19 protein-coding genes are annotated in these 18,273 nt (G+C 33.2%); 12 read left to right on the top strand and 7 right to left on the bottom strand.

What is annotated here, in order from left to right; translation table 11 throughout:
* The first annotated feature begins 10 nt into the window (after positions 1–10).
* A complete protein-coding gene (locus FHK87_RS08015) occupies positions 11–1,927 on the top strand; it encodes a hypothetical protein (protein WP_140592160.1) in 1,917 nt (638 codons plus the stop codon).
* 77 nt (positions 1,928–2,004) lie between these two features.
* Here FHK87_RS08015 and FHK87_RS26145 read toward each other — a convergent pair whose 3' ends face one another.
* Both FHK87_RS26145 and FHK87_RS08020 read right to left on the bottom strand, forming a co-directional pair.
* Positions 2,005–2,163 (bottom strand): hypothetical protein, encoded by a 159-nt coding sequence (locus FHK87_RS26145; protein WP_226294147.1) that lies wholly within the window; start codon positions 2,161–2,163, stop codon positions 2,005–2,007.
* A gap of 8 nt (positions 2,164–2,171) precedes the next feature.
* Positions 2,172–3,578: an MATE family efflux transporter gene (locus FHK87_RS08020; protein ID WP_140592161.1), complete on the bottom strand. Its 1,407-nt coding sequence runs from the start codon at positions 3,576–3,578 to the stop codon at positions 2,172–2,174.
* A gap of 295 nt (positions 3,579–3,873) precedes the next feature.
* Between FHK87_RS08020 and FHK87_RS08025 the strand changes: the two genes are divergently transcribed.
* From FHK87_RS08025 to FHK87_RS08050, 6 genes are all read left to right on the top strand, one after another.
* A complete protein-coding gene (locus tag FHK87_RS08025; protein ID WP_140592162.1) occupies positions 3,874–4,224 on the top strand; it encodes a T9SS type A sorting domain-containing protein in 351 nt (116 codons plus the stop codon).
* Between the two features lie 114 nt (positions 4,225–4,338).
* On the top strand, positions 4,339–5,319 hold the full coding sequence (locus FHK87_RS08030; RefSeq protein WP_140592163.1) for a LuxE/PaaK family acyltransferase: 981 nt from the start codon (positions 4,339–4,341) through the stop codon (positions 5,317–5,319).
* Positions 5,320–5,321: 2 nt separating this feature from the next.
* Entirely contained in the window at positions 5,322–6,344 is a 1,023-nt protein-coding gene (locus tag FHK87_RS08035; protein WP_140592164.1) for a hypothetical protein, read from the top strand.
* Between the two features lie 3 nt (positions 6,345–6,347).
* Positions 6,348–6,866: a DUF350 domain-containing protein gene (locus FHK87_RS08040; protein WP_140592165.1), complete on the top strand. Its 519-nt coding sequence runs from the start codon at positions 6,348–6,350 to the stop codon at positions 6,864–6,866.
* Positions 6,867–6,951: 85 nt separating this feature from the next.
* Positions 6,952–7,401: a YHS domain-containing (seleno)protein gene (locus FHK87_RS08045; protein ID WP_140592166.1), complete on the top strand. Its 450-nt coding sequence runs from the start codon at positions 6,952–6,954 to the stop codon at positions 7,399–7,401.
* Positions 7,402–7,740: 339 nt separating this feature from the next.
* Positions 7,741–8,604, top strand: a complete 864-nt coding sequence (locus FHK87_RS08050; RefSeq protein ID WP_140592167.1) for a M12 family metallopeptidase — start codon at positions 7,741–7,743, stop codon at positions 8,602–8,604.
* Positions 8,605–8,717: 113 nt separating this feature from the next.
* Here FHK87_RS08050 and FHK87_RS08055 read toward each other — a convergent pair whose 3' ends face one another.
* A complete protein-coding gene (locus FHK87_RS08055) occupies positions 8,718–9,188 on the bottom strand; it encodes an Lrp/AsnC ligand binding domain-containing protein (RefSeq protein ID WP_140592168.1) in 471 nt (156 codons plus the stop codon).
* A gap of 138 nt (positions 9,189–9,326) precedes the next feature.
* Positions 9,327–10,697, bottom strand: coding sequence for a saccharopine dehydrogenase family protein (locus FHK87_RS08060; protein WP_140592169.1), 1,371 nt, complete (start codon positions 10,695–10,697; stop codon positions 9,327–9,329).
* Between the two features lie 267 nt (positions 10,698–10,964).
* Here FHK87_RS08060 and FHK87_RS08065 point away from each other — a divergent pair, with 267 nt between their 5' ends.
* Together FHK87_RS08065 and pckA are read left to right on the top strand one after the other, a co-directional pair.
* Positions 10,965–11,363 (top strand): DUF423 domain-containing protein, encoded by a 399-nt coding sequence (locus FHK87_RS08065; protein ID WP_140592170.1) that lies wholly within the window; start codon positions 10,965–10,967, stop codon positions 11,361–11,363.
* 68 nt (positions 11,364–11,431) lie between these two features.
* Positions 11,432–13,048 carry a phosphoenolpyruvate carboxykinase (ATP) gene (gene pckA, locus FHK87_RS08070; RefSeq protein WP_140592171.1) on the top strand — a complete coding sequence of 539 codons (1,617 nt, stop codon included), beginning with the start codon at positions 11,432–11,434 and terminating at the stop codon, positions 13,046–13,048.
* Between the two features lie 109 nt (positions 13,049–13,157).
* Here pckA and FHK87_RS08075 read toward each other — a convergent pair whose 3' ends face one another.
* Both FHK87_RS08075 and FHK87_RS08080 read right to left on the bottom strand, forming a co-directional pair.
* A complete protein-coding gene (locus FHK87_RS08075; protein ID WP_140592172.1) occupies positions 13,158–13,904 on the bottom strand; it encodes a uroporphyrinogen-III synthase in 747 nt (248 codons plus the stop codon).
* 35 nt (positions 13,905–13,939) lie between these two features.
* Entirely contained in the window at positions 13,940–14,593 is a 654-nt protein-coding gene (locus tag FHK87_RS08080) for a DUF4271 domain-containing protein (protein ID WP_140592173.1), read from the bottom strand.
* 96 nt (positions 14,594–14,689) lie between these two features.
* Here FHK87_RS08080 and FHK87_RS08085 point away from each other — a divergent pair, with 96 nt between their 5' ends.
* The 3 genes from FHK87_RS08085 to FHK87_RS08095 are packed head-to-tail and all read left to right on the top strand — an operon-like array spanning position 14,690 to position 17,215.
* Entirely contained in the window at positions 14,690–15,421 is a 732-nt protein-coding gene (locus FHK87_RS08085) for a polyprenol monophosphomannose synthase (RefSeq protein WP_140592174.1), read from the top strand.
* Positions 15,422–15,434: 13 nt separating this feature from the next.
* Positions 15,435–16,775, top strand: coding sequence for a dihydroorotase (locus FHK87_RS08090; protein ID WP_140592175.1), 1,341 nt, complete (start codon positions 15,435–15,437; stop codon positions 16,773–16,775).
* The gene (locus FHK87_RS08095) at positions 16,772–17,215 is read left to right on the top strand and encodes a DUF4296 domain-containing protein (protein WP_140592176.1); all 444 of its coding nucleotides are present in this window, start codon (positions 16,772–16,774) and stop codon (positions 17,213–17,215) included. Before FHK87_RS08090 ends, FHK87_RS08095 begins: the two co-directional genes overlap by 4 nt.
* A gap of 23 nt (positions 17,216–17,238) precedes the next feature.
* Here FHK87_RS08095 and FHK87_RS08100 read toward each other — a convergent pair whose 3' ends face one another.
* A complete protein-coding gene (locus FHK87_RS08100; RefSeq protein WP_140592177.1) occupies positions 17,239–18,249 on the bottom strand; it encodes an NAD-dependent epimerase/dehydratase family protein in 1,011 nt (336 codons plus the stop codon).
* Between the last annotated feature and the right edge of the window lie 24 nt (positions 18,250–18,273).

The following is an 18,273-nucleotide window of genomic DNA, read 5'->3' on the forward strand; positions in this document are numbered from 1 at the left end:
AACAACAAAGATGAAAACGTTAAGTAAATTATTAAGCCTTTTATTAATTACAGGATTGTCTATCACATCTTGTAGTGATGATGATGATAACTCGCAAGGTCCAGACGGTTCAGATTCTAGTGAGCTTTCTGGTATCATTGACCAAGACCTTACATTGGATGCTAATACTGAATATAAAATTACTGGAGCTGTAACTGTTGCATCTGGAGTAACGCTTACTATACCTGCCGGTACAGAGATTGTATCAGAAGAAGGAGTTGATAATTATCTAGCTATATTAAAAGGAGCTGATATCGATATTCAAGGTACTGCTGCAAATCCGGTAATTATGCGTTCTAATGGAACTGCTGGTTCTTGGGGTGGGTTACTTATCTGTGGTGACGCTCCAACTACAGAAGGAGTAGATGCAACAGCAGAAGTTGGTGGTCTTATCTATGGTGGAACTAATGCTACTGATAGTTCTGGTAATATTGATTATTTAATCATCAGAGATTCTGGTGCTCAAATCACTACAAACTCTCAATTTAACGGGTTAACTTTATATGCTGTTGGATCAGGTACTACTATTGATAACGTTGCTATAATCAATGGTGAAGATGATGGTGTTGAGTTTTTTGGTGGAACTGTTTCTGTATCAAACTTATATCTTGAAAACAATCAAGATGATGACATAGATTGGACTGAAGGTTGGAACGGAACTGTTTCAACTGCTTATATTACTACTACATTAACTGAATTCTCTACAATAATAGAAGCAGACGGAGTAAACAATAACCCTACTATTGAGAACCTTACTGCAATATCATCTACAGGTGGTACAGCTATTCAAATTAAAAATGATTCTGGTGCTACTATCAATGGTTTGACTTTGACTGGGTTTGATACTTCTTTTGATTTTAGAGATAACGCTCCTGTATCTAATCTACAAATTGATAGTGCTGATGCAGATGAAAGTGAAGTTTACCAAACTTCTCCAACAAATGCAAGTCTTTTTGCTTGGGTAACTAATGCTTTAGAAAGCTCAGGTAATGCACTTCCAGCAAATATAACTAGCGATCTAACTCTAGATGCTTCTGTAGAATATACGGTTAATGGTCCTGTCTTAGTTAGTAATGAAGCAACATTAACAATCCCAGCAGGAACAAAAATTGTATCTGAATCTGGAACTGCAAATTATATAGCTGTATTAAAAGGAGCTGATATTGTTATTGAAGGAACTATGGATAATCCAGTAGTAATGGAATCAAATGACGGTGATGCATGGGGAGGTTTACTTGTTTGTGGTAATGCTACAACTACTGAAGGAGTAAATGCTATCGCAGAAGTTGGTGGCCTTGTATATGGAGGAACTGATGATGCTGACAATTCTGGTACTATCAGATATCTTATTCTAAAGAATACTGGAGCTCAAATCAATCCAAATTCACAATTTAATGGTCTTACATTATATGGTGTTGGATCTGGAACTACTATTGAAAATGTAGCAGTTATTGGAGGTTCTGATGATGGTGTTGAATTCTTTGGAGGTACTGTAAACTTAACAAATTTCTATGCTGAGAATTTACAGGACGATTCTGTGGACTGGACAGAAGGATGGAATGGAACCCTTTCTAATGTATATGTTAACTTAACTATAGATGATTTTTCTACTGCGATTGAAGCTGATGGAGTAAATAACAATCCAACAATAAATAACTTTACAGCAGTATCAACTATGGGAGGAACTGGAATTCAAATTAAAAATGACTCTGGTTGTACTATCAATGGACTTACTTTAACTGGGTTCGACACTCAATTTGACTTTAGAGATGGTGCTCCTGTTGCTAATGTACAAGCAGATAACGCTGATGCAAACGAAGCTACAACTTATAACACTTCAACAACCGAAGCTACTGATTTTGCTTGGGCAACTACAGCTGCTCAATAAAAACATCTAAGAGATTAGAATTTTATAAACCAAAAAAACCGTCTCAATAATATTGAGACGGTTTTTTTATTTTAATGCTATGCATCAACTATTGTTCTTGATTGTTGATATTCATTATAAAAGGTTACTTCTGTAAATCGATACCGCATCATCAATTTATCTACTATTTCAGTAAGTAAATATTTTCCTTGCTTGATATGATCATCAATATCGCTTTTGTCGTTTACTACTATCAATTAAGGAACTACACCTTAACCTCTTTCCATTTTCCTTTTTTAAACCAGATGATACCGATAACGGCGATCAATATTTCTGCAGCCGTAATGGCCAAAAAAACACCCATTGCCCCCCAATCTAAAACCAAGGCAGCAAAGTAGGCAAAAGGCAATTGAAAAATCCAGAAGCAGAAAAAATTAATAATCGTAGGTGTTCTGGTATCTCCTGCACCATTAAACGATTGAATAATCACCATACCATAGGCATAAAATACATATCCTGCTGCAATAACCCGTAAACTTAAAGCACCATACTCTATAATCTTAGGTTCTTCACTAAAGATTTGTATGATCAATTCTGCAAAAATCAAATAAAATAAGGAGACCGCTACCATAAAATAAGCATTGTATTTTCCTGTTTTCCATACCGATTTTTCGGCTCGGTCCGGTTTAGATGCTCCCAGGTTTTGACCAACAAGAGTAGCCGCTGCATTACTCATTCCCCAGCTTGGCATTAAGGTAAACATCAATACTCGAATCGCTATGGTATATCCTGCCAGGACTTCACTACCAAATTCTGCCATGATCCGCATTAAAAAAACCCAACTTGATGTTCCTATAATAAATTGACCTATACCACCAAGAGAGACTTTAATAAGATTCATCATGATCTCAATCCTAAAAACAAAATCCCTGAGTGTAACTTTGATTTTGCTCCATCCATAAAAAAGAATTAGTAATTGAAAAATCACTGCACTCCCTCTACCGATAGTCGTTGCAATAGCAGCTCCTTCTACTCCAAAGGCAGGAACTGGACCTATCCCAAAAATAAATATTGGATCTAAAATGATATTAAGTACATTGGAAAATATAAGTACACGCATCGCTACAGAAGCATCTCCTGCTCCCCTAAAAACGGCATTGATCAAAAATAGTAACATAATCGTTACATTACCCCCCAGCAATACTTGAGTATAACGATAACCACTCTCTATAAGGTCTGCCTCTGCGCCCATCATACTCAAAATTTCTTTAGGAAATAATATCCCAATAGCACTAATACCCAGTGCCAGGACAATACCTAATAATATTGATTGTATTGCAGCCTGCGAAGCTCCTGTTATATCTTGCTCTCCTACTCTACGAGCAACAATTGCAGTCACGCCCATACTTAAACCAATTGCTACGGCATATACGAGAGTTAATACAGATTCTGTAAGCCCAACGGTAGCAATAGCATTGGCTCCTAGACTAGAAACGAAGTAGGCATCTACGAGAAAAAAAACAGATTCCATCATCATTTCTAATACCATGGGTACAGACAGCATAAATATAGCTTTGCGAATGCTTCCTGAAGTGAATTCTTGCTCTTGTCCTGTTATAGCGGTTTTAAAATAAGTGAATATACGGTGTAAAGCGCTTTTATATTGGTTCATTACTGTAAAAATTATGAAGTTGAAAAAATAACTATGCAGACAAAAAAGAGAGTGTTTGTCTTAAATTAGGTCGAGAAGAAACACTTATCAAAAGTGCTTATAATGCTTTACAGTTCCATAATGGCGCAAATATGGAATAATATTTTTGATTTTCAAAGTTAAAATTAAGTAAAAACCATAACTTAATTGCAGAACTATTATAATTTTGTAGATTCTCGGAAAAGAGTGCCTACTTTAGTAAAAAAAATAATAATAAAATTGTATCTTTCGAATCCCAAAATAAAAGATATAGAATATGAAGAAAATCTACCTGCTTATTATATGTATCGGTTTAGTATGTTTATCCTTCTCCCCAGGGATCCAAGCACAACCGAACGATCCTGAAGAAAAACAAGAAGCTAAAAGCGTCAAAATAGAAGGCTTACGCCTTTTTCCTAATCCTGCACCTGCCGGGAGTGTCCTATATGTTACTTCTGATCTAGAACTTACAAAAACTGTTACGATATACACTGTATTGGGCGAAAAAGTTTTGTTTAAAGTACTAATTGGCAAAGAATTAGACATCAGCCATCTCAATCCTGGTGTTTATGTAATCAATGTAACCGAAGGCGATACCAAAGCTACTCTAAAACTTATTATAGACTAATTAACCAACTTTACTTCGTATTGCTCTTAAATAATTCTTGATAAAAACTTTTAAAACCGAAATAAAGAATACCTTTTTTATACCTTTGTTCTTCAAAAGCTGTTGAACAACACTATGCTATCTGACGCTATTTTTTCTATTCAAAACAAAGAGGATTTTGAACGAATCGCATTGCGTATTTTCAATCACCAATACAATAATAATAGCATCTATCAACGATTTTGTAACCTTCTTGGAGTTACAAGAAATACAATTTGCAGCATAGAAGACATTCCTTTTTTGCCTATTCAATTTTTTAAGCAAGAAAAGATTGTAAGCTCACAATCTCTGATTCAAAAAATCTTTACTAGTAGCGGCACTACAGGTAGTATCACAAGTAAACATTTCGTAAATGATATCTCTATCTATGAAAAAAGCTTCAAAAAAGGGTTTGACTTTTTTTATGGAGATATCAAAGAGTATGTAGTGTTAGCCTTACTCCCTTCTTATCTAGAACGAGATGGGTCTTCTTTGGTATATATGACAGAACACTTAATTAAAGATAGCAATCATCCCGAAAGTGGTTTTTATTTATACGACACCAAAAAACTAGTCGAAACGATACAAAAATTAGAAACAGAAAATAAAAAGGTTCTCCTTCTTGGTGTTTCTTTTGCGCTTTTAGACCTTGTAGAGCAGTACAATCTAAAATTACCAAAAAATGTAATTGTAATGGAAACAGGTGGGATGAAGGGTCGTAAAAAAGAAATTATAAGAGATGAATTGCACAAAATACTGCAAAAAGGGTTTGGATTATCACATATCCATAGTGAATATGGCATGACAGAGCTATTATCTCAGGCATACTCAAAAGGTGATGGAATTTTCACTTGCCCTCCCTGGATGAAGGTCATGATCAGAAATCCTGAAGATGCCTTAACGCTTTTGGAGCATAACAAAACGGGAGGAGTTAATATTATTGATTTGGCAAATATAAATTCATGCTCATTTATCGCAACACAAGATTTAGGAAAAGTATATGCTAATGGCACTTTTGAAATCTTAGGTAGATTTGATCACAGTGATATTAGAGGATGTAATCTAATGGCATTATAATTATGGGGGAATCAAAATCAAATTACCTTTCTTATCCTTCAATACTATTTATATCCATAATAGCCGGTAGCTTTCTACAGGCGTTTGTACCTATTTCTTTATTTTACTTATTTACATTATTATTACTTTCGCTTTCCTGGTATATAGGGCGATTCAAAAAAACAGCTTCTTTTTTTTCTAAATGGCGGTTCGTTATCTATAGTCTATTACTGATAACTTTTCTAACAGGAATACGATATGTTTTTACAACAATTCAAACATTTCCAACAACAACCGATGATGTATCAGAGCATATTTACAAAGAAAAGTTTTATGAAAATGGGGATTCAATCGTAATCTTAAAGCAAGACCGAAAATGGAAAGACAACTATGGTAATCCATATAAGGGTAGTTTTTCTATACGAGAAAAAGATTATGTATTCTCCAAAAAAGAATATGCGAATTATATCCCTAAACCCAAAAATCAAGCCTGGGATTGGGGAAACCTATATAAGTACCTTGCAGCATCAGACACACCCAGAATGGATCTGATTCTGAATGAATTTGAATCTATAAAAAGCACCCAAAAACTGAATCAGTTAGAATTTGCAGAAATGGTGGTTACTTTTATCCAGGATATTCCTTATTCTTTTGTATTTATGGATGAATGTAAAACCCCTGCAAATTACGAAGAATCTATAAGGTCAATTCTTGAAAAATGCCCTGACTGTTGTATAGGAAATATCCCTTATGGAGTACAAAATCCGGTTGGTTTTATGGGTAATCTTAAAGGAGATTGTGATACCAGAACCGTTATTATTTATGCCATTTTAAGTCATTTTGGTTATGATGTTGCGATTTTAAACAGCGATTATTACGCACATTCTATTTTGGGATTAAACATCCCGGCAAAAGGTGCTTTTAAAACATTAAATGGTAAACGATACTACGTTTGGGAGACCACTAACAAACATTTTACTTTGGGCGCATTGCCAAATAGTTTTGGTAATATCAACCATTGGTTCATCGTACTAACTAATACTTAAAACATGCAAACAAAATTATTAACCCTCGCTTTTATAGAAATTGCTCTTGCAATCATTATTTCTGTTATCATACTTTTTATCTCTTTCAAAATTCTGCAACGTGTCTTCTTCAAAGACATATCGCTTAGAGAAGATAATATGGCCTTTTCTATTTTTGCCGCAGGAATAATATTATCTATAGGTATCATATTAAGTGAAATCATACCTTCAATTACGAACATTGTGAGATTATCGATGACACAAGAACATAAAATTCTCTGGGTAGAGATCATTCAATACTCTACGTTATATTTATTTATTGGCTTTCTGTTTTCATTAGTAATCAACACTTCTGTGTTTTTATTATTTTCTGCACTCACAAAAGGCGTAAATGAATTCAAAGATATACAACAAAACAATATCGCATCTGCTATTATTGTCACAGCAACATTGGTATCAATCACTTTAATCGCAAAAGATAGTATAAGCCTACTGATTAGTGCTTTAATCCCATATCCTGAAACAGCTAATTTTATGTTGTAAATTATTATTCATTTAATTTTTTGTTAAAAATGTAATGAATATATTTTTTCCCGACTTAATTATTGAAAGCATCAGAAATTAAATCATGAAAAAGTATTTGGTTGTATTAAGTCTTGTATTTTTAAAAACTGCTTCCGCACAGGAAACAAATTTTAATACTAGTAGAGGGTATGCAGTAAAGGGATATGATGTAGTCGAATACTTTAATAATAAAGCTGTAAAAGGAAGCAATACATTTAAAACCACTTATAAAAATGTAAATTATAAGTTCTCTAGTCAGAAAAATTTAGATGTATTTTTGAGTGCTCCCGAAAAATTTATTCCGCAATATGGAGGTTTTTGTGCCTATGCTATTGCAATTAACGGAGAAAAAGTAGATATTAACCCAAATACTTTTGAAATTAGAGATGATAAGTTATATCTATTTTATAATTCTTGGGGAGTAAATACTCTAAATAAATGGATAAAGGAAGATGCAGAAAAATTAAAAAAGGAAGCTGATACAAATTGGCAAAATATAACATCAAAAAAATAGTGTAGCATCAAGCTACACAGAACGCTAAGTTTTTTCAATAATTGATTGGTTAGTTGACAAAGCCTGCTAAGATAATGATCTGGTAGGCTTTGTTTTTTTATTGTTTATATCGAATCAATTCAAAATTTAACATTTTTAAATCTTCTATTTCGGCATTACTATAAACTCCTGTTTCTAAACCATCTATAAATTCAACATATTGTAAAGCCGTAACAAACTTGCGTTAAGTCTCTGTAAAACAGAGACTACATATTTTCAACTTGTAAAAAAACACAATATCCTCAAATAAATTACCGTTACTTTTCTATATATTTCACAATCAACTTAAATTTTTACACAATGAAATCTATTAAATTTTTAAGCCTTTCGGCTGTGGCACTTTCTGTGCTTATGTTTACCAGTTGCGAAAATGATTCTTCTTCTGATACAGAACAAGAAGCTATCCAAGAACAAGAAACAAAATCTAATACGGCAGCTGAAGCATACCCACTAAACCTTACCGAGAATATCATTTCTAAAAATTTCTTTGGCACAGAAACAGAGTTTAGAGAAGTAGATGGTAAATTGGTAATTGGCGACATGATTTTACTACCTGAACAGGTAGATGAAACAAACAATTATCAAAAAGGTACCATCTCTAATCGCTCTAGTAGAAGATGGAATAGGTCAGGTAACACCTATGTCGTTCCTTATACTGTAGATAGCAGATTACCAAACAAGAATAGGGTGTTTGATGCGATTCGTCATTGGGAACAAAGAACTAAAATTAGATTTGTGCAAAGAACAAATCAAAGAGATTACGTTTATTTTACAGATGATGGTGGTTGCTATTCCTATATCGGAAAAATAGGTGGAAGACAAATCATCTCTGTAGGAGGCGGCTGCTCTACCGGTAATACGATACATGAAATAGGACACGCCGTTGGAATGTACCATGAGCAATCTCACCCTAGTAGAGATAATTTTGTTACGATCAACTTTCAAAACATAACTCCCGGAAGAGAAGGTAACTTTAACAAGCAATCTTCATCTAGTGTTAGAACAACTTCTTTTGACCTTGGTTCTATAATGATGTATGGCTCTTTCTTTTTCTCAAGAAATGGTCAGCCTACTATTGTAAGAAAAGATGGAAGCACCTTTAATGTACAACGAAATGGTCTTAGCTCAAGAGACATAGGTGCTGTAAATCTTATTTATCAATAAGAGAAAATAGCATAGATTCTGAATAGATGATAATAAGGCTGCCTGAAACTCATTTTGACAATTTTCTTGTTCTAATGTTTTTTTAGGTAGCTTTATATTTTTTGAATATATATCTAAATTTTTATTTGCCTATCTATCTGTTGATCAAGAGATATGAATGTTTCCGTTCTAGAAACCCCATCGATAGCTTGAATATTTTTATTCAGCACATTCATTAAATGTTCATTATCTGTACACAAAACTTTAATAAAAACTGACCAGTTACCGGTTGTATAATGACACTCTATAACTTCAGGAATTTTTTTGAGTTGACTCACTGCCTTTGGATTGCTAACAGCTTTATCCAGATAAACCCCTACAAATGCCATTGTTTTATACCCCAAAACTTTAGGATCTATAATAAATTTGGATCCCGCTATAAGACCAGAAGCTTCAAGTTTACGAAGTCGTTGATGAATTGCAGCTCCAGATATACCAATTTTTCTTGCAATTTCTAAAATAGGCTTTCTGGCATCTTCCATAAGGTTACGCAAAATCTCTTTGTCAATACCATCTATTTTTAATTCACTATTCTGAATTTTCATTATTTATAACTTACAATTATTGACTAATATATTCAATAATGTAAAAATACGACACAAAAAAAGATTAAAAACATATCATTTTTAACTTTTCTATTGTATTTTATTAAAAATCGAAACTTTAATCAACCATAAAAAATATTACCCTTTTACGCCATCCGGATTATACCCTAGGTACTCACATTCTTTTTCATGAAACTCAACACCATATTCTTCTAATTCTTTAAGTATAGGTGTATAAATCTCCTCGTGAATAGGGATTTGAACTCCCGTTGTTGTTATTTGTTTATTTAAGATTTTTAAAGTTGCCATCGCCACTGGTAATCCAACAGTTTTTGCCATTGCCGTATACGTTTGGTCTTCACCAATGCTTACCATTGTCGAATCAATTTGCTTACGCTTACCTTCAAATTCATATCCAAATTTATGATACATTACAAGCATATCCTTGTCTTTGTCCTCAAGTGTCCATTTATCTGTCAAAATCTTTTGAAGAATTTGAGCGGGAGTCGCATTAGGTATCCCTACTTTTTTATCAGGGTTAAATAAATCTAATTCAATTAATTTATCCCACATAATATCATCCTGATCAATCTTGAGATAGTGACGTAGTTTTAATTCTACAGAATCTGTTGGTGAATATGCCAAAAAAGAGTTTATAAAATCCCGGTAACTCATATGTTCTGAATTGGTAATCACATAATCGTCAGCAGTCATTCCTAATTGTACAAAGGTGTTCCACGCTCTAGAGAATCCTACTCTTCGTATTGTACCTCGATATAACGTTAAAATATCATTTAGCCCATAAATCTTTTGATATTTTAAAGAATTACGATTTGCATATGCTTCAAAGCGACCATATCCTTCAACTTCGAGAAACTCTGTTCTTCTAAATAATTTATGATAAGGGATATATTTATAAGTTCCCTCTTGTAGAAATTCTGCAGCTCCTCCTTGTCCTGCAACCACAACATTTCTGGGATTCCACGTAAATTTATAGTTCCATAAATTATCATCACTCTCTGGAGCGACTAAACCTCCTGTAAAAGACTCAAATAAAATAACTTTTCCGCCCTGATTTCGAATTCGATCAATCACCTGCATAGCACTCATATGATCTATCCCAGGGTCGACTCCGATTTCATTCATAAAAATGAGTCCTTTATTTTTTACATCCTCATGAAGCGCCTGCATTTCGGGACTAACATAAGAAGCCGTAACCAAACTTTTATTGAATTTAAGGCAATCTTTTGCCACTTCTATATGAAACCTTGCCGGAAGCATGGATACAACAATATCTGCTCTTTGAATCGCATCTTCTCTATTCTTTTGGTTGAAAACATCCAAAGTAATCGCAGAAGTGTTAGGATGTCCTCCCGCCAATTTTGTCGCATGAGCTATATTTACATCAGCAATAGTTATATGCAATTGCTCTGCAATTGATTTATTTTGAAAATAATTAACTAAAACAGAAGTAGATTTACCCGCTCCGATAATTAAGATTTTTCGCATATCAATTAGGTAGTTTATAAATAATTTAATTAATCACACATGTATCAATCCTGTCTTTTGTAAAATGAAATCCATACCTAATTAGATACAGAAAAATTAAGTTAAATCATTTAAGGATTATGTAACTAATTTTCTAGGTTTAATATTATAACTTTGGCACTAAAGTAATAAATACCTTAGAAGTAAATACTTCAATTTTTATGGATTAGTCTATTTTTGTTAAAAAAGTGTCCAGATGTCAATTTCCATAGATAATTTTAATCAATTATGACAAAAACTTCTACAAACAAGACAATTTTGATTACGGGTGCTTTTTGTGGTTTAATTGCAGTACTTCTTGGTGCTTTTGGCGCTCACGGTCTGCAAAAATTTGTAGACGCAAAAAGCATTGATTCGTTTACTACAGGAGTACGATATCAAATGTATCATGCTATCGTATGTATCATTTTAGGTAGCCTAGCTGTTCTAGATCAAAAAGCCAAAAAGCGCATTTTTTATTTTTTTATTTCTGGTATTGTCCTATTTTCAGGTTCAATATACCTTCTTGTGGTTGATGAGATTTTAGGAATTTCATTATCAAGTATAGCATTTATTACGCCTTTAGGAGGTTTTTTGTTAATTTTTGGCTGGATACTTTTTATTTTATCTCTTATTAAGATTAAATGATTTTTTTAAAGGTTAGTGTAATTATTATTTATAGTTTTGTACGTACATAACAAACACAACATATTTTTATGGAATCACTGTATCCAACTACGAAAACGTTTTCGTTAAAGCATTACGGTATTGAGGATGCTACAATGCGTTATCAATTGTCTTCTGATGAACTTCAGGAAGAGACTTTAAAAAAAGAACAGGGCAAATTAACCGCATCTGGAGTATTAGCTGTAAATACGGGCGAATTTACAGGGCGCTCACCAATGGATCGTTTTATTGTAAAAGATAAAATAACCGAAGACAAAATATGGTGGGGGGATATCAACATTCCTTTCGAAGCAGATGCATTCGACGCTTTATATGATAAAGTTACGAGTTACCTATCCGGAAAAGAGATTTTTGTTAGAGATAGTTATGCATGTGCCGATGAAGAATACAGACTCAACCTAAGAGTTATCAATGAATATCCCTGGTCTAATATGTTTGCTTACAATATGTTCTTAAGACCAACACAAGAGGAATTAAAAGATTTTGAACCAGAATGGACTGTTATCAATGCTCCGGGGTTCAAAGCTGAAGCAGAAGTAGACGGTACACGTCAACATAACTTTGCTATCCTTAATTTCACTAGAAAGATAGCTCTGATAGGAGGTACAGGGTATACCGGTGAAATCAAAAAAGGAATCTTTTCTGCTCTAAACTTTATTTTGCCTGTTGAGCGTAATTGTTTACCAATGCATTGTTCTGCCAACGTAGGAAAAGATGGAGACACTGCTATATTTTTTGGTTTATCAGGCACAGGAAAAACAACATTATCGACAGATCCAAACCGAAAATTAATAGGTGATGATGAACATGGTTGGACCAAAGAAGATACCATATTTAATTTTGAAGGCGGTTGCTATGCAAAAGTAATTGATCTATCAAAAGAAAAAGAGCCTGAGATTTATGGAGCCATTAAAAAAGGAGCTATCTTAGAAAATGTGATTCTTAGTAATGATGGTACTGTAGATTTTGCAGATACTTCAATTACTCAAAATACAAGAGTTAGCTATCCTATCGACTTTATTGAAAATATACAAAGGCCATCCATAGGAACAAACCCAAAAAATATCTTCTTTTTGACAGCGGATGCTTTTGGAGTTATACCACCTATCTCTAAATTAACACCTAGTCAGGCAGCATATCATTTTATATCGGGATATACAGCAAAAGTAGCAGGTACAGAAGCAGGAGTTGTAGAACCACAACCTTCGTTTTCTGCATGTTTTGGAGCTCCATTTATGCCATTGCATCCTGCTAAATATGCAGAAATGTTAATTAAGAAAATGAATGATGCTAATGTAAATGTATGGTTAGTCAACACAGGATGGACTGGTGGTGCTTATGGCGTAGGTACCAGAATGAAACTAGAATATACTCGTGCAATGATACAAGCGGTACTAAATGGAGATTTAGGATTATATTCTTATGACAAATACCACATCCACTCTGTATTTGGAGTAGCACAGCCAAGAGAATGTCCTGGCGTACCTAGTAGTGTATTGAGTCCAAGAACTACATGGAATGATGATGAAGCATATTATAAAACAGCATTTAAATTAACTAATGCATTTAGAGAAAACTTCAAAAAGTTTGAGTCTTACGCAAATGAGGAAATTCGTCGTGGAGGTCCACAACGTTATTCTTTTTAACATAATGACCTTATTACAAAAAAATCCTGATATCAATTGATATCAGGATTTTTTGTATACGAATAAAAGGAAAGTGAATATTAAAAAGATGATACTCTAAAAACGCTTTCTATTTTTTATTAACTTCTTTAATATATTTCTGCAATGCCATCGTCATAGAAGGTGTCTCCGGAGTTGGCGCTTGAATATTAACTACGAGTCCATGCTCTTCTGCTGCTCTTACCGTAGAATTACCAAAAACAGCGATACGGGTATTATTTTGTTTGAAATCCGGAAAATTCTCAAATAAAGATTGTATTCCCGAAGGACTAAAGAAAACCAACACATCATAAAAAACATCTCTTAGATCAGATAGATCGCTTACTACAGTTTTGTAAAAAGTACCTTGTTTCCAATCTACTTTAAGACTATCTAAGGTAGAAGGAATTTCTGGTTTTAGTTTATCAGAAGAAGGCAGTAAGAATTTTTCGTTTTTATACTTCTTAATCATTGGAGACAATTCTTGAAAAGTACGTTTCCCTACATAAATCTTTCTTTTTCTATACACTACATATTTTTGTAAATAATAAGCTACAGCTTCACTTTGACAAAAATACTTAAGCGTATCAGGCACTTTAAAGCGCATTTCTTCTGCAATTCTAAAGAAGTGATCAACAGAGTTACGACTAGTAAGAATGATCGCAGTAAACTGAGATAAATCTATTTTTTGTAATCGAACTTCTTTAGCATCAACACCCTCTACATGAATGAAGGGAACAAAGTCAATTTTCACTTTCTCCTTTTCTTCTAAATCAAAATAAGGTGAATTTTCCACTTTAGGCTCTGGTTGCGAGACCAAAATTGTTTTCACTTTCATATATTTCTTTCTTTTTTGTAAAGGCCTATTTATCACTAGCTAATAAGCTTGTATAATATAAAATAGGGTGCGATTTCAAGTGCGCAAAGATACAAAATAAAATAAAACAAGTAGTTTAAAATTATATTTTCATTCTTCTTATAAAAAGAAATTAGCACAATACTGTTCAAAACTACCAGTACAATTAACAAAATTAAGAATACTGTTTGAAAAGGTAGTAATGCATATATGAAGATGATATTTATAGGTAACAACACTACTCCTATGAAGTTTCGATACGACACTTTGTAAAATAAATACTCATCTATGATCGTATCAATAGAAAAAATAGCACCTACAATCTTTTCGATCAAAATCTTACAGACGACAATCACAGTGTATATGATCGTGATTTTAAAATACAAAATCATTCCATGAGACTCGACTTCTATATCAAAAACTCCCAGACACAGATACAAAAACAAAGAAACAGACAATACCTGAAATACAATTAAAACAATATTAAAAAAAGAAGATAGTCTGTTTGTTTTTTGTGATGAGATAATATACTTATTACTAGTAAGCAGCATTAAAAAATCTGAAAACCAGACAGCGTTTATTTTTTTGGCAATTGCCAAAAGCAATAAAGTGCCAATAATCAGGATAGTAATCCAATTCGTAGATGTTATTTCTCTGGTAATAAATTCCATGTGCTCTAATTGAGCAAAATTACAATCTATTAACTTATAAAAACAAAAAAATAACTAGTAATTATTTAATTATATTTGCCTGAAAAATAAGCCTAGATGGTTGATGCGGTAGTAATAATCCCCACTTACAACGAAGTAGAAAATATAGAACGTATCATAAAGAATGTATTTTCGCTACAGCGCGATTTTCATATTCTTGTTGTAGACGACAACTCTCCTGACCAAACTGCAAAAAAAGTTAAAGCACTACAAGAACACTATCCTAATATGTTATTTTTGATAGAGCGCGAGGGTAAATTAGGTTTAGGAACGGCTTATATTACAGGTTTTAAATGGGCTTTGGAGAGATCTTACGAATATATTTTTGAAATGGATGCTGATTTCTCTCATAACCCAAACGATCTGATACGACTATACAATGCTTGTGCTAAAGGATCTGCCCAAATAGCAATTGGCTCCAGATATGTAACAGGTGTTAATGTAGTAAATTGGCCTATGAGTAGAGTGTTATTATCTTGGGGAGCCTCAAAATATGTAAGATTTATTACAGGAATGGATATTCATGACACAACAGCCGGATTTATCTGTTATAAAAGAGAGGTATTAGAAAAAATCAATTTGAATAAAATACGATTTATGGGATATGCCTTTCAGATTGAAATGAAATTTAAAGCATACTTATTAAAATTTAAAATAACTGAAGTACCGGTTATATTTACCGATAGAACAAAAGGCGCTTCAAAGATGAGTAAAGGAATCATTTCTGAAGCTGTTTTTGGTGTTATAAAAATGAAATTTAAAAGCTTATTTAATCGATACGAAATATAATTGAACTATAATTATGGAAAATGTACTGATCAAGAATGCCAATATTGTTAACGAAGGAAACATTTTTAATGGTGATGTTTATATTGAAAATAGTATTTTTAAAGAAATTGCGCCACAAATATCTGCAAAATCAGGCAATGTAAGGATTATTGATGCCGAAGGAAAATATCTATTACCCGGTGTAATTGATGATCAAGTACATTTTAGAGAACCGGGATTGACACATAAAGCTAATATCCAAACTGAATCAAAAGCTGCTATAGCAGGAGGGATCACTTCATTTGTAGAAATGCCTAATACAGTGCCACAAACGACTACTATAGAGAAATTAGATGAAAAATTTAAAATTGCATCAGAAACAAGCTATGCTAATTACTCTTTTATGTTTGGGGGCACAAATGACAATCTTGAAGAAATTTTAAAAGTAGACACTAGGTCTGTAGCAGGCCTTAAACTATTTTTAGGATCTTCTACCGGAAACATGCTTGTTGATAACCCAGATACTCTTGAAAAAATATTTTCCTCTACAGATATGGTCATTTCTGTGCATTGCGAAGATGAAGAAACCGTAAGAGCAAACACTGCCAAATATAAAGAACAGTATGGTGATGATATCCCTATAGAACTACATCCTATCATTAGAAGCGAAGAAGCTTGTTATTTATCTTCTTCTCAAGCTGTAGCTTTAGCAAAGAAAACAGGAGCAAGATTACATGTTTTTCATCTTTCTACAGCAAAAGAATTAGCACTTTTTACCAACAAAATCCCTCTCAAAGAAAAAAAGATAACCGCAGAAGTTTGTATCCATCATCTTTGGTTTTCTGATGAAGATTACAAAGAAAAAGGTACTTTTATCAAATGGAATCCTGCTGTAAAAACCAAAAAAGACCGAGATGCTTTGTTTGAGGCTTTATTAGATGACAGATTAGATGTAATTGCAACAGACCATGCTCCACATACCAAAGAAGAGAAAAGCAATGTATATACCAAAGCACCATCCGGAGGGCCTTTAGTACAACATGCGCTCCCTGCTATGTTAGAATTTTATCACAAGCATAAGATCTCTCTAGAAAAAATTGTAGAGAAAATGTGCCATAATCCCGCTATACTGTTTCAAGTAGAGAAAAGAGGGTTTATCAAAGAAGGATATTTTGCAGACGCTGTTTTGGTGGATCTTAATGCTCCATGGACTGTGACCAAAGAAAATATCGCATACAAATGTGGTTGGTCTCCTTTTGAGGGAACTACTTTTACTTCTAGAATTACGCATACACTGATCAATGGAAATGTTGCTTATGAAAATTTTAAGTGTGCTGAAAAACGCTATGCGCAACGACTAACTTTTGACAGATGAAAAACAAAACATTTATATACCTGATAGCTTTTATTGCATTTCTATCTTGTCAGACAGTTACAAGAGCTCCCGAGCCAAAAATAATCTTGAGAGAAGAAGAAATGATCGATATCTTAACAGATATAGCCTTTGTAAAAGCTGCCAAAACCATAGACAGAAAAGTTTTTGAAGAAAAAAACATTAACTCTGAAGCTATGATTCTAAAAAAACATGGCGTTGACAGCATTGTTTTTGCTGAAAATAATATTTGGTATGCTGATCAGTTAGAAAAATATGAGAAAATTTTTAATAAAGTAAAAAGTAACTTAGACGAGCAAAAAGATAAATACGAAAAACTAAAGAAAAGGGAAGACTCTATCAAAAAAATTAAAGATACCTTAAAAGAAAAAGACACTTTACAAACCAAAGATTCACTAAAGACAGATACTATTAAGGAATGAACCCTAAAAAAACCAGGTGAAAATTAACGGTTTTCCAGAAAGAACTTTGCTGTTTTTTTTATAGTGTTCTCAATGGGTATGAAATTATAATCAAGTGCTTGTATAATCTTATCATTTTTGTAAATAGATTTAGAGAAAGCACTTTTTATAGAAGGCTTAAAAATAACCTGTTTTGTATTAAATAACACACGTCCAAATCGCTGCATATAATATGCTCCTTTCATTAAAAAAGGCGTAATTTCCTTTTTAGGAATGGGTTTTTGAAGATGTTTTGCTATCATTTCGAATGCTTTTTGAAAGCTTAAATTTTCACTAACTACAATATACCGTTCTCTAGTAAATTCACTATTGGTAAGTAAAAACATAAGATTTACGACATCTTCTATCCCAACATAACCAGTAACTCCATTCGTATAGTAAGGCATTCCATTGTATATCTTTTTAAAGATATACCCGCTTCCATCATAAAAAAAACCTGGACCTATAATAACTCCCGGGTTTACAATTATAGCATTGAGCCCCTCCTGCGTTCCTCTCCATACTTCCATCTCTGCACCATATTTTGTAATAGCATAGACCGAGTTTTTTACCTCAGGATTCCATTCTGCATTTTCATCAATGAGTTGACCATTAATACTGTCACCAAGCGTTGCTATAGAGCTTACATGACAGAGTTTTTGAACATTATGAACCAAACTAAGGTTTACAATATTAGCCGTGCCTTCGATATTTACTTTACGTAATTTTTTGTATTGAGAGATATCAAAACTAATAATAGCTGCGCAATGATATACATGAGTTATCCCTTTGAACGCTTCACTTAGTGCGGGAATATCATTAATATCTGCTTTCACCCAATCAATAGTATCAAAAAGATACTCTTCTTTTTTAGAAAAATAACTTAAAAATACTGTTTTAGCTTTCTCCTTTTTAGCTTCTGTTCTATACAATGCTCTAATCTGAGATTGTTCCTTTATCAACTTAATAAGCATGTGGGTTCCCACTAAACCGGTTGCTCCTGTAACTAGTACCATTTCTTAAATTCTACAAGACACTAA

The sequence above is a fragment of the Aquimarina algicola genome (genome assembly GCF_006443095.1).
GTDB classification, from domain to species: Bacteria; Bacteroidota; Bacteroidia; order Flavobacteriales; family Flavobacteriaceae; genus Aquimarina; species Aquimarina algicola.

What these genes read in the sequence shown, in the direction of transcription:
- FHK87_RS08015 (WP_140592160.1), top strand. Translation starts at nt 11, where the DNA reads ATGAAAACGTTAAGTAAATTATTAAGCCTTTTATTAATTACAGGATTG.
- FHK87_RS08020 (WP_140592161.1), bottom strand. Translation starts at nt 3,578, where the DNA reads ATGAACCAATATAAAAGCGCTTTACACCGTATATTCACTTATTTTAAA.
- FHK87_RS08025 (WP_140592162.1), top strand. Translation starts at nt 3,874, where the DNA reads ATGAAGAAAATCTACCTGCTTATTATATGTATCGGTTTAGTATGTTTA.
- FHK87_RS08030 (WP_140592163.1), top strand. Translation starts at nt 4,339, where the DNA reads ATGCTATCTGACGCTATTTTTTCTATTCAAAACAAAGAGGATTTTGAA.
- FHK87_RS08035 (WP_140592164.1), top strand. Translation starts at nt 5,322, where the DNA reads ATGGGGGAATCAAAATCAAATTACCTTTCTTATCCTTCAATACTATTT.
- FHK87_RS08040 (WP_140592165.1), top strand. Translation starts at nt 6,348, where the DNA reads ATGCAAACAAAATTATTAACCCTCGCTTTTATAGAAATTGCTCTTGCA.
- FHK87_RS08045 (WP_140592166.1), top strand. Translation starts at nt 6,952, where the DNA reads ATGAAAAAGTATTTGGTTGTATTAAGTCTTGTATTTTTAAAAACTGCT.
- FHK87_RS08050 (WP_140592167.1), top strand. Translation starts at nt 7,741, where the DNA reads ATGAAATCTATTAAATTTTTAAGCCTTTCGGCTGTGGCACTTTCTGTG.
- FHK87_RS08055 (WP_140592168.1), bottom strand. Translation starts at nt 9,188, where the DNA reads ATGAAAATTCAGAATAGTGAATTAAAAATAGATGGTATTGACAAAGAG.
- FHK87_RS08060 (WP_140592169.1), bottom strand. Translation starts at nt 10,697, where the DNA reads ATGCGAAAAATCTTAATTATCGGAGCGGGTAAATCTACTTCTGTTTTA.
- FHK87_RS08065 (WP_140592170.1), top strand. Translation starts at nt 10,965, where the DNA reads ATGACAAAAACTTCTACAAACAAGACAATTTTGATTACGGGTGCTTTT.
- pckA (WP_140592171.1), top strand. Translation starts at nt 11,432, where the DNA reads ATGGAATCACTGTATCCAACTACGAAAACGTTTTCGTTAAAGCATTAC.
- FHK87_RS08075 (WP_140592172.1), bottom strand. Translation starts at nt 13,904, where the DNA reads ATGAAAGTGAAAACAATTTTGGTCTCGCAACCAGAGCCTAAAGTGGAA.
- FHK87_RS08080 (WP_140592173.1), bottom strand. Translation starts at nt 14,593, where the DNA reads ATGGAATTTATTACCAGAGAAATAACATCTACGAATTGGATTACTATC.
- FHK87_RS08085 (WP_140592174.1), top strand. Translation starts at nt 14,690, where the DNA reads ATGGTTGATGCGGTAGTAATAATCCCCACTTACAACGAAGTAGAAAAT.
- FHK87_RS08090 (WP_140592175.1), top strand. Translation starts at nt 15,435, where the DNA reads ATGGAAAATGTACTGATCAAGAATGCCAATATTGTTAACGAAGGAAAC.
- FHK87_RS08095 (WP_140592176.1), top strand. Translation starts at nt 16,772, where the DNA reads ATGAAAAACAAAACATTTATATACCTGATAGCTTTTATTGCATTTCTA.
- FHK87_RS08100 (WP_140592177.1), bottom strand. Translation starts at nt 18,249, where the DNA reads ATGGTACTAGTTACAGGAGCAACCGGTTTAGTGGGAACCCACATGCTT.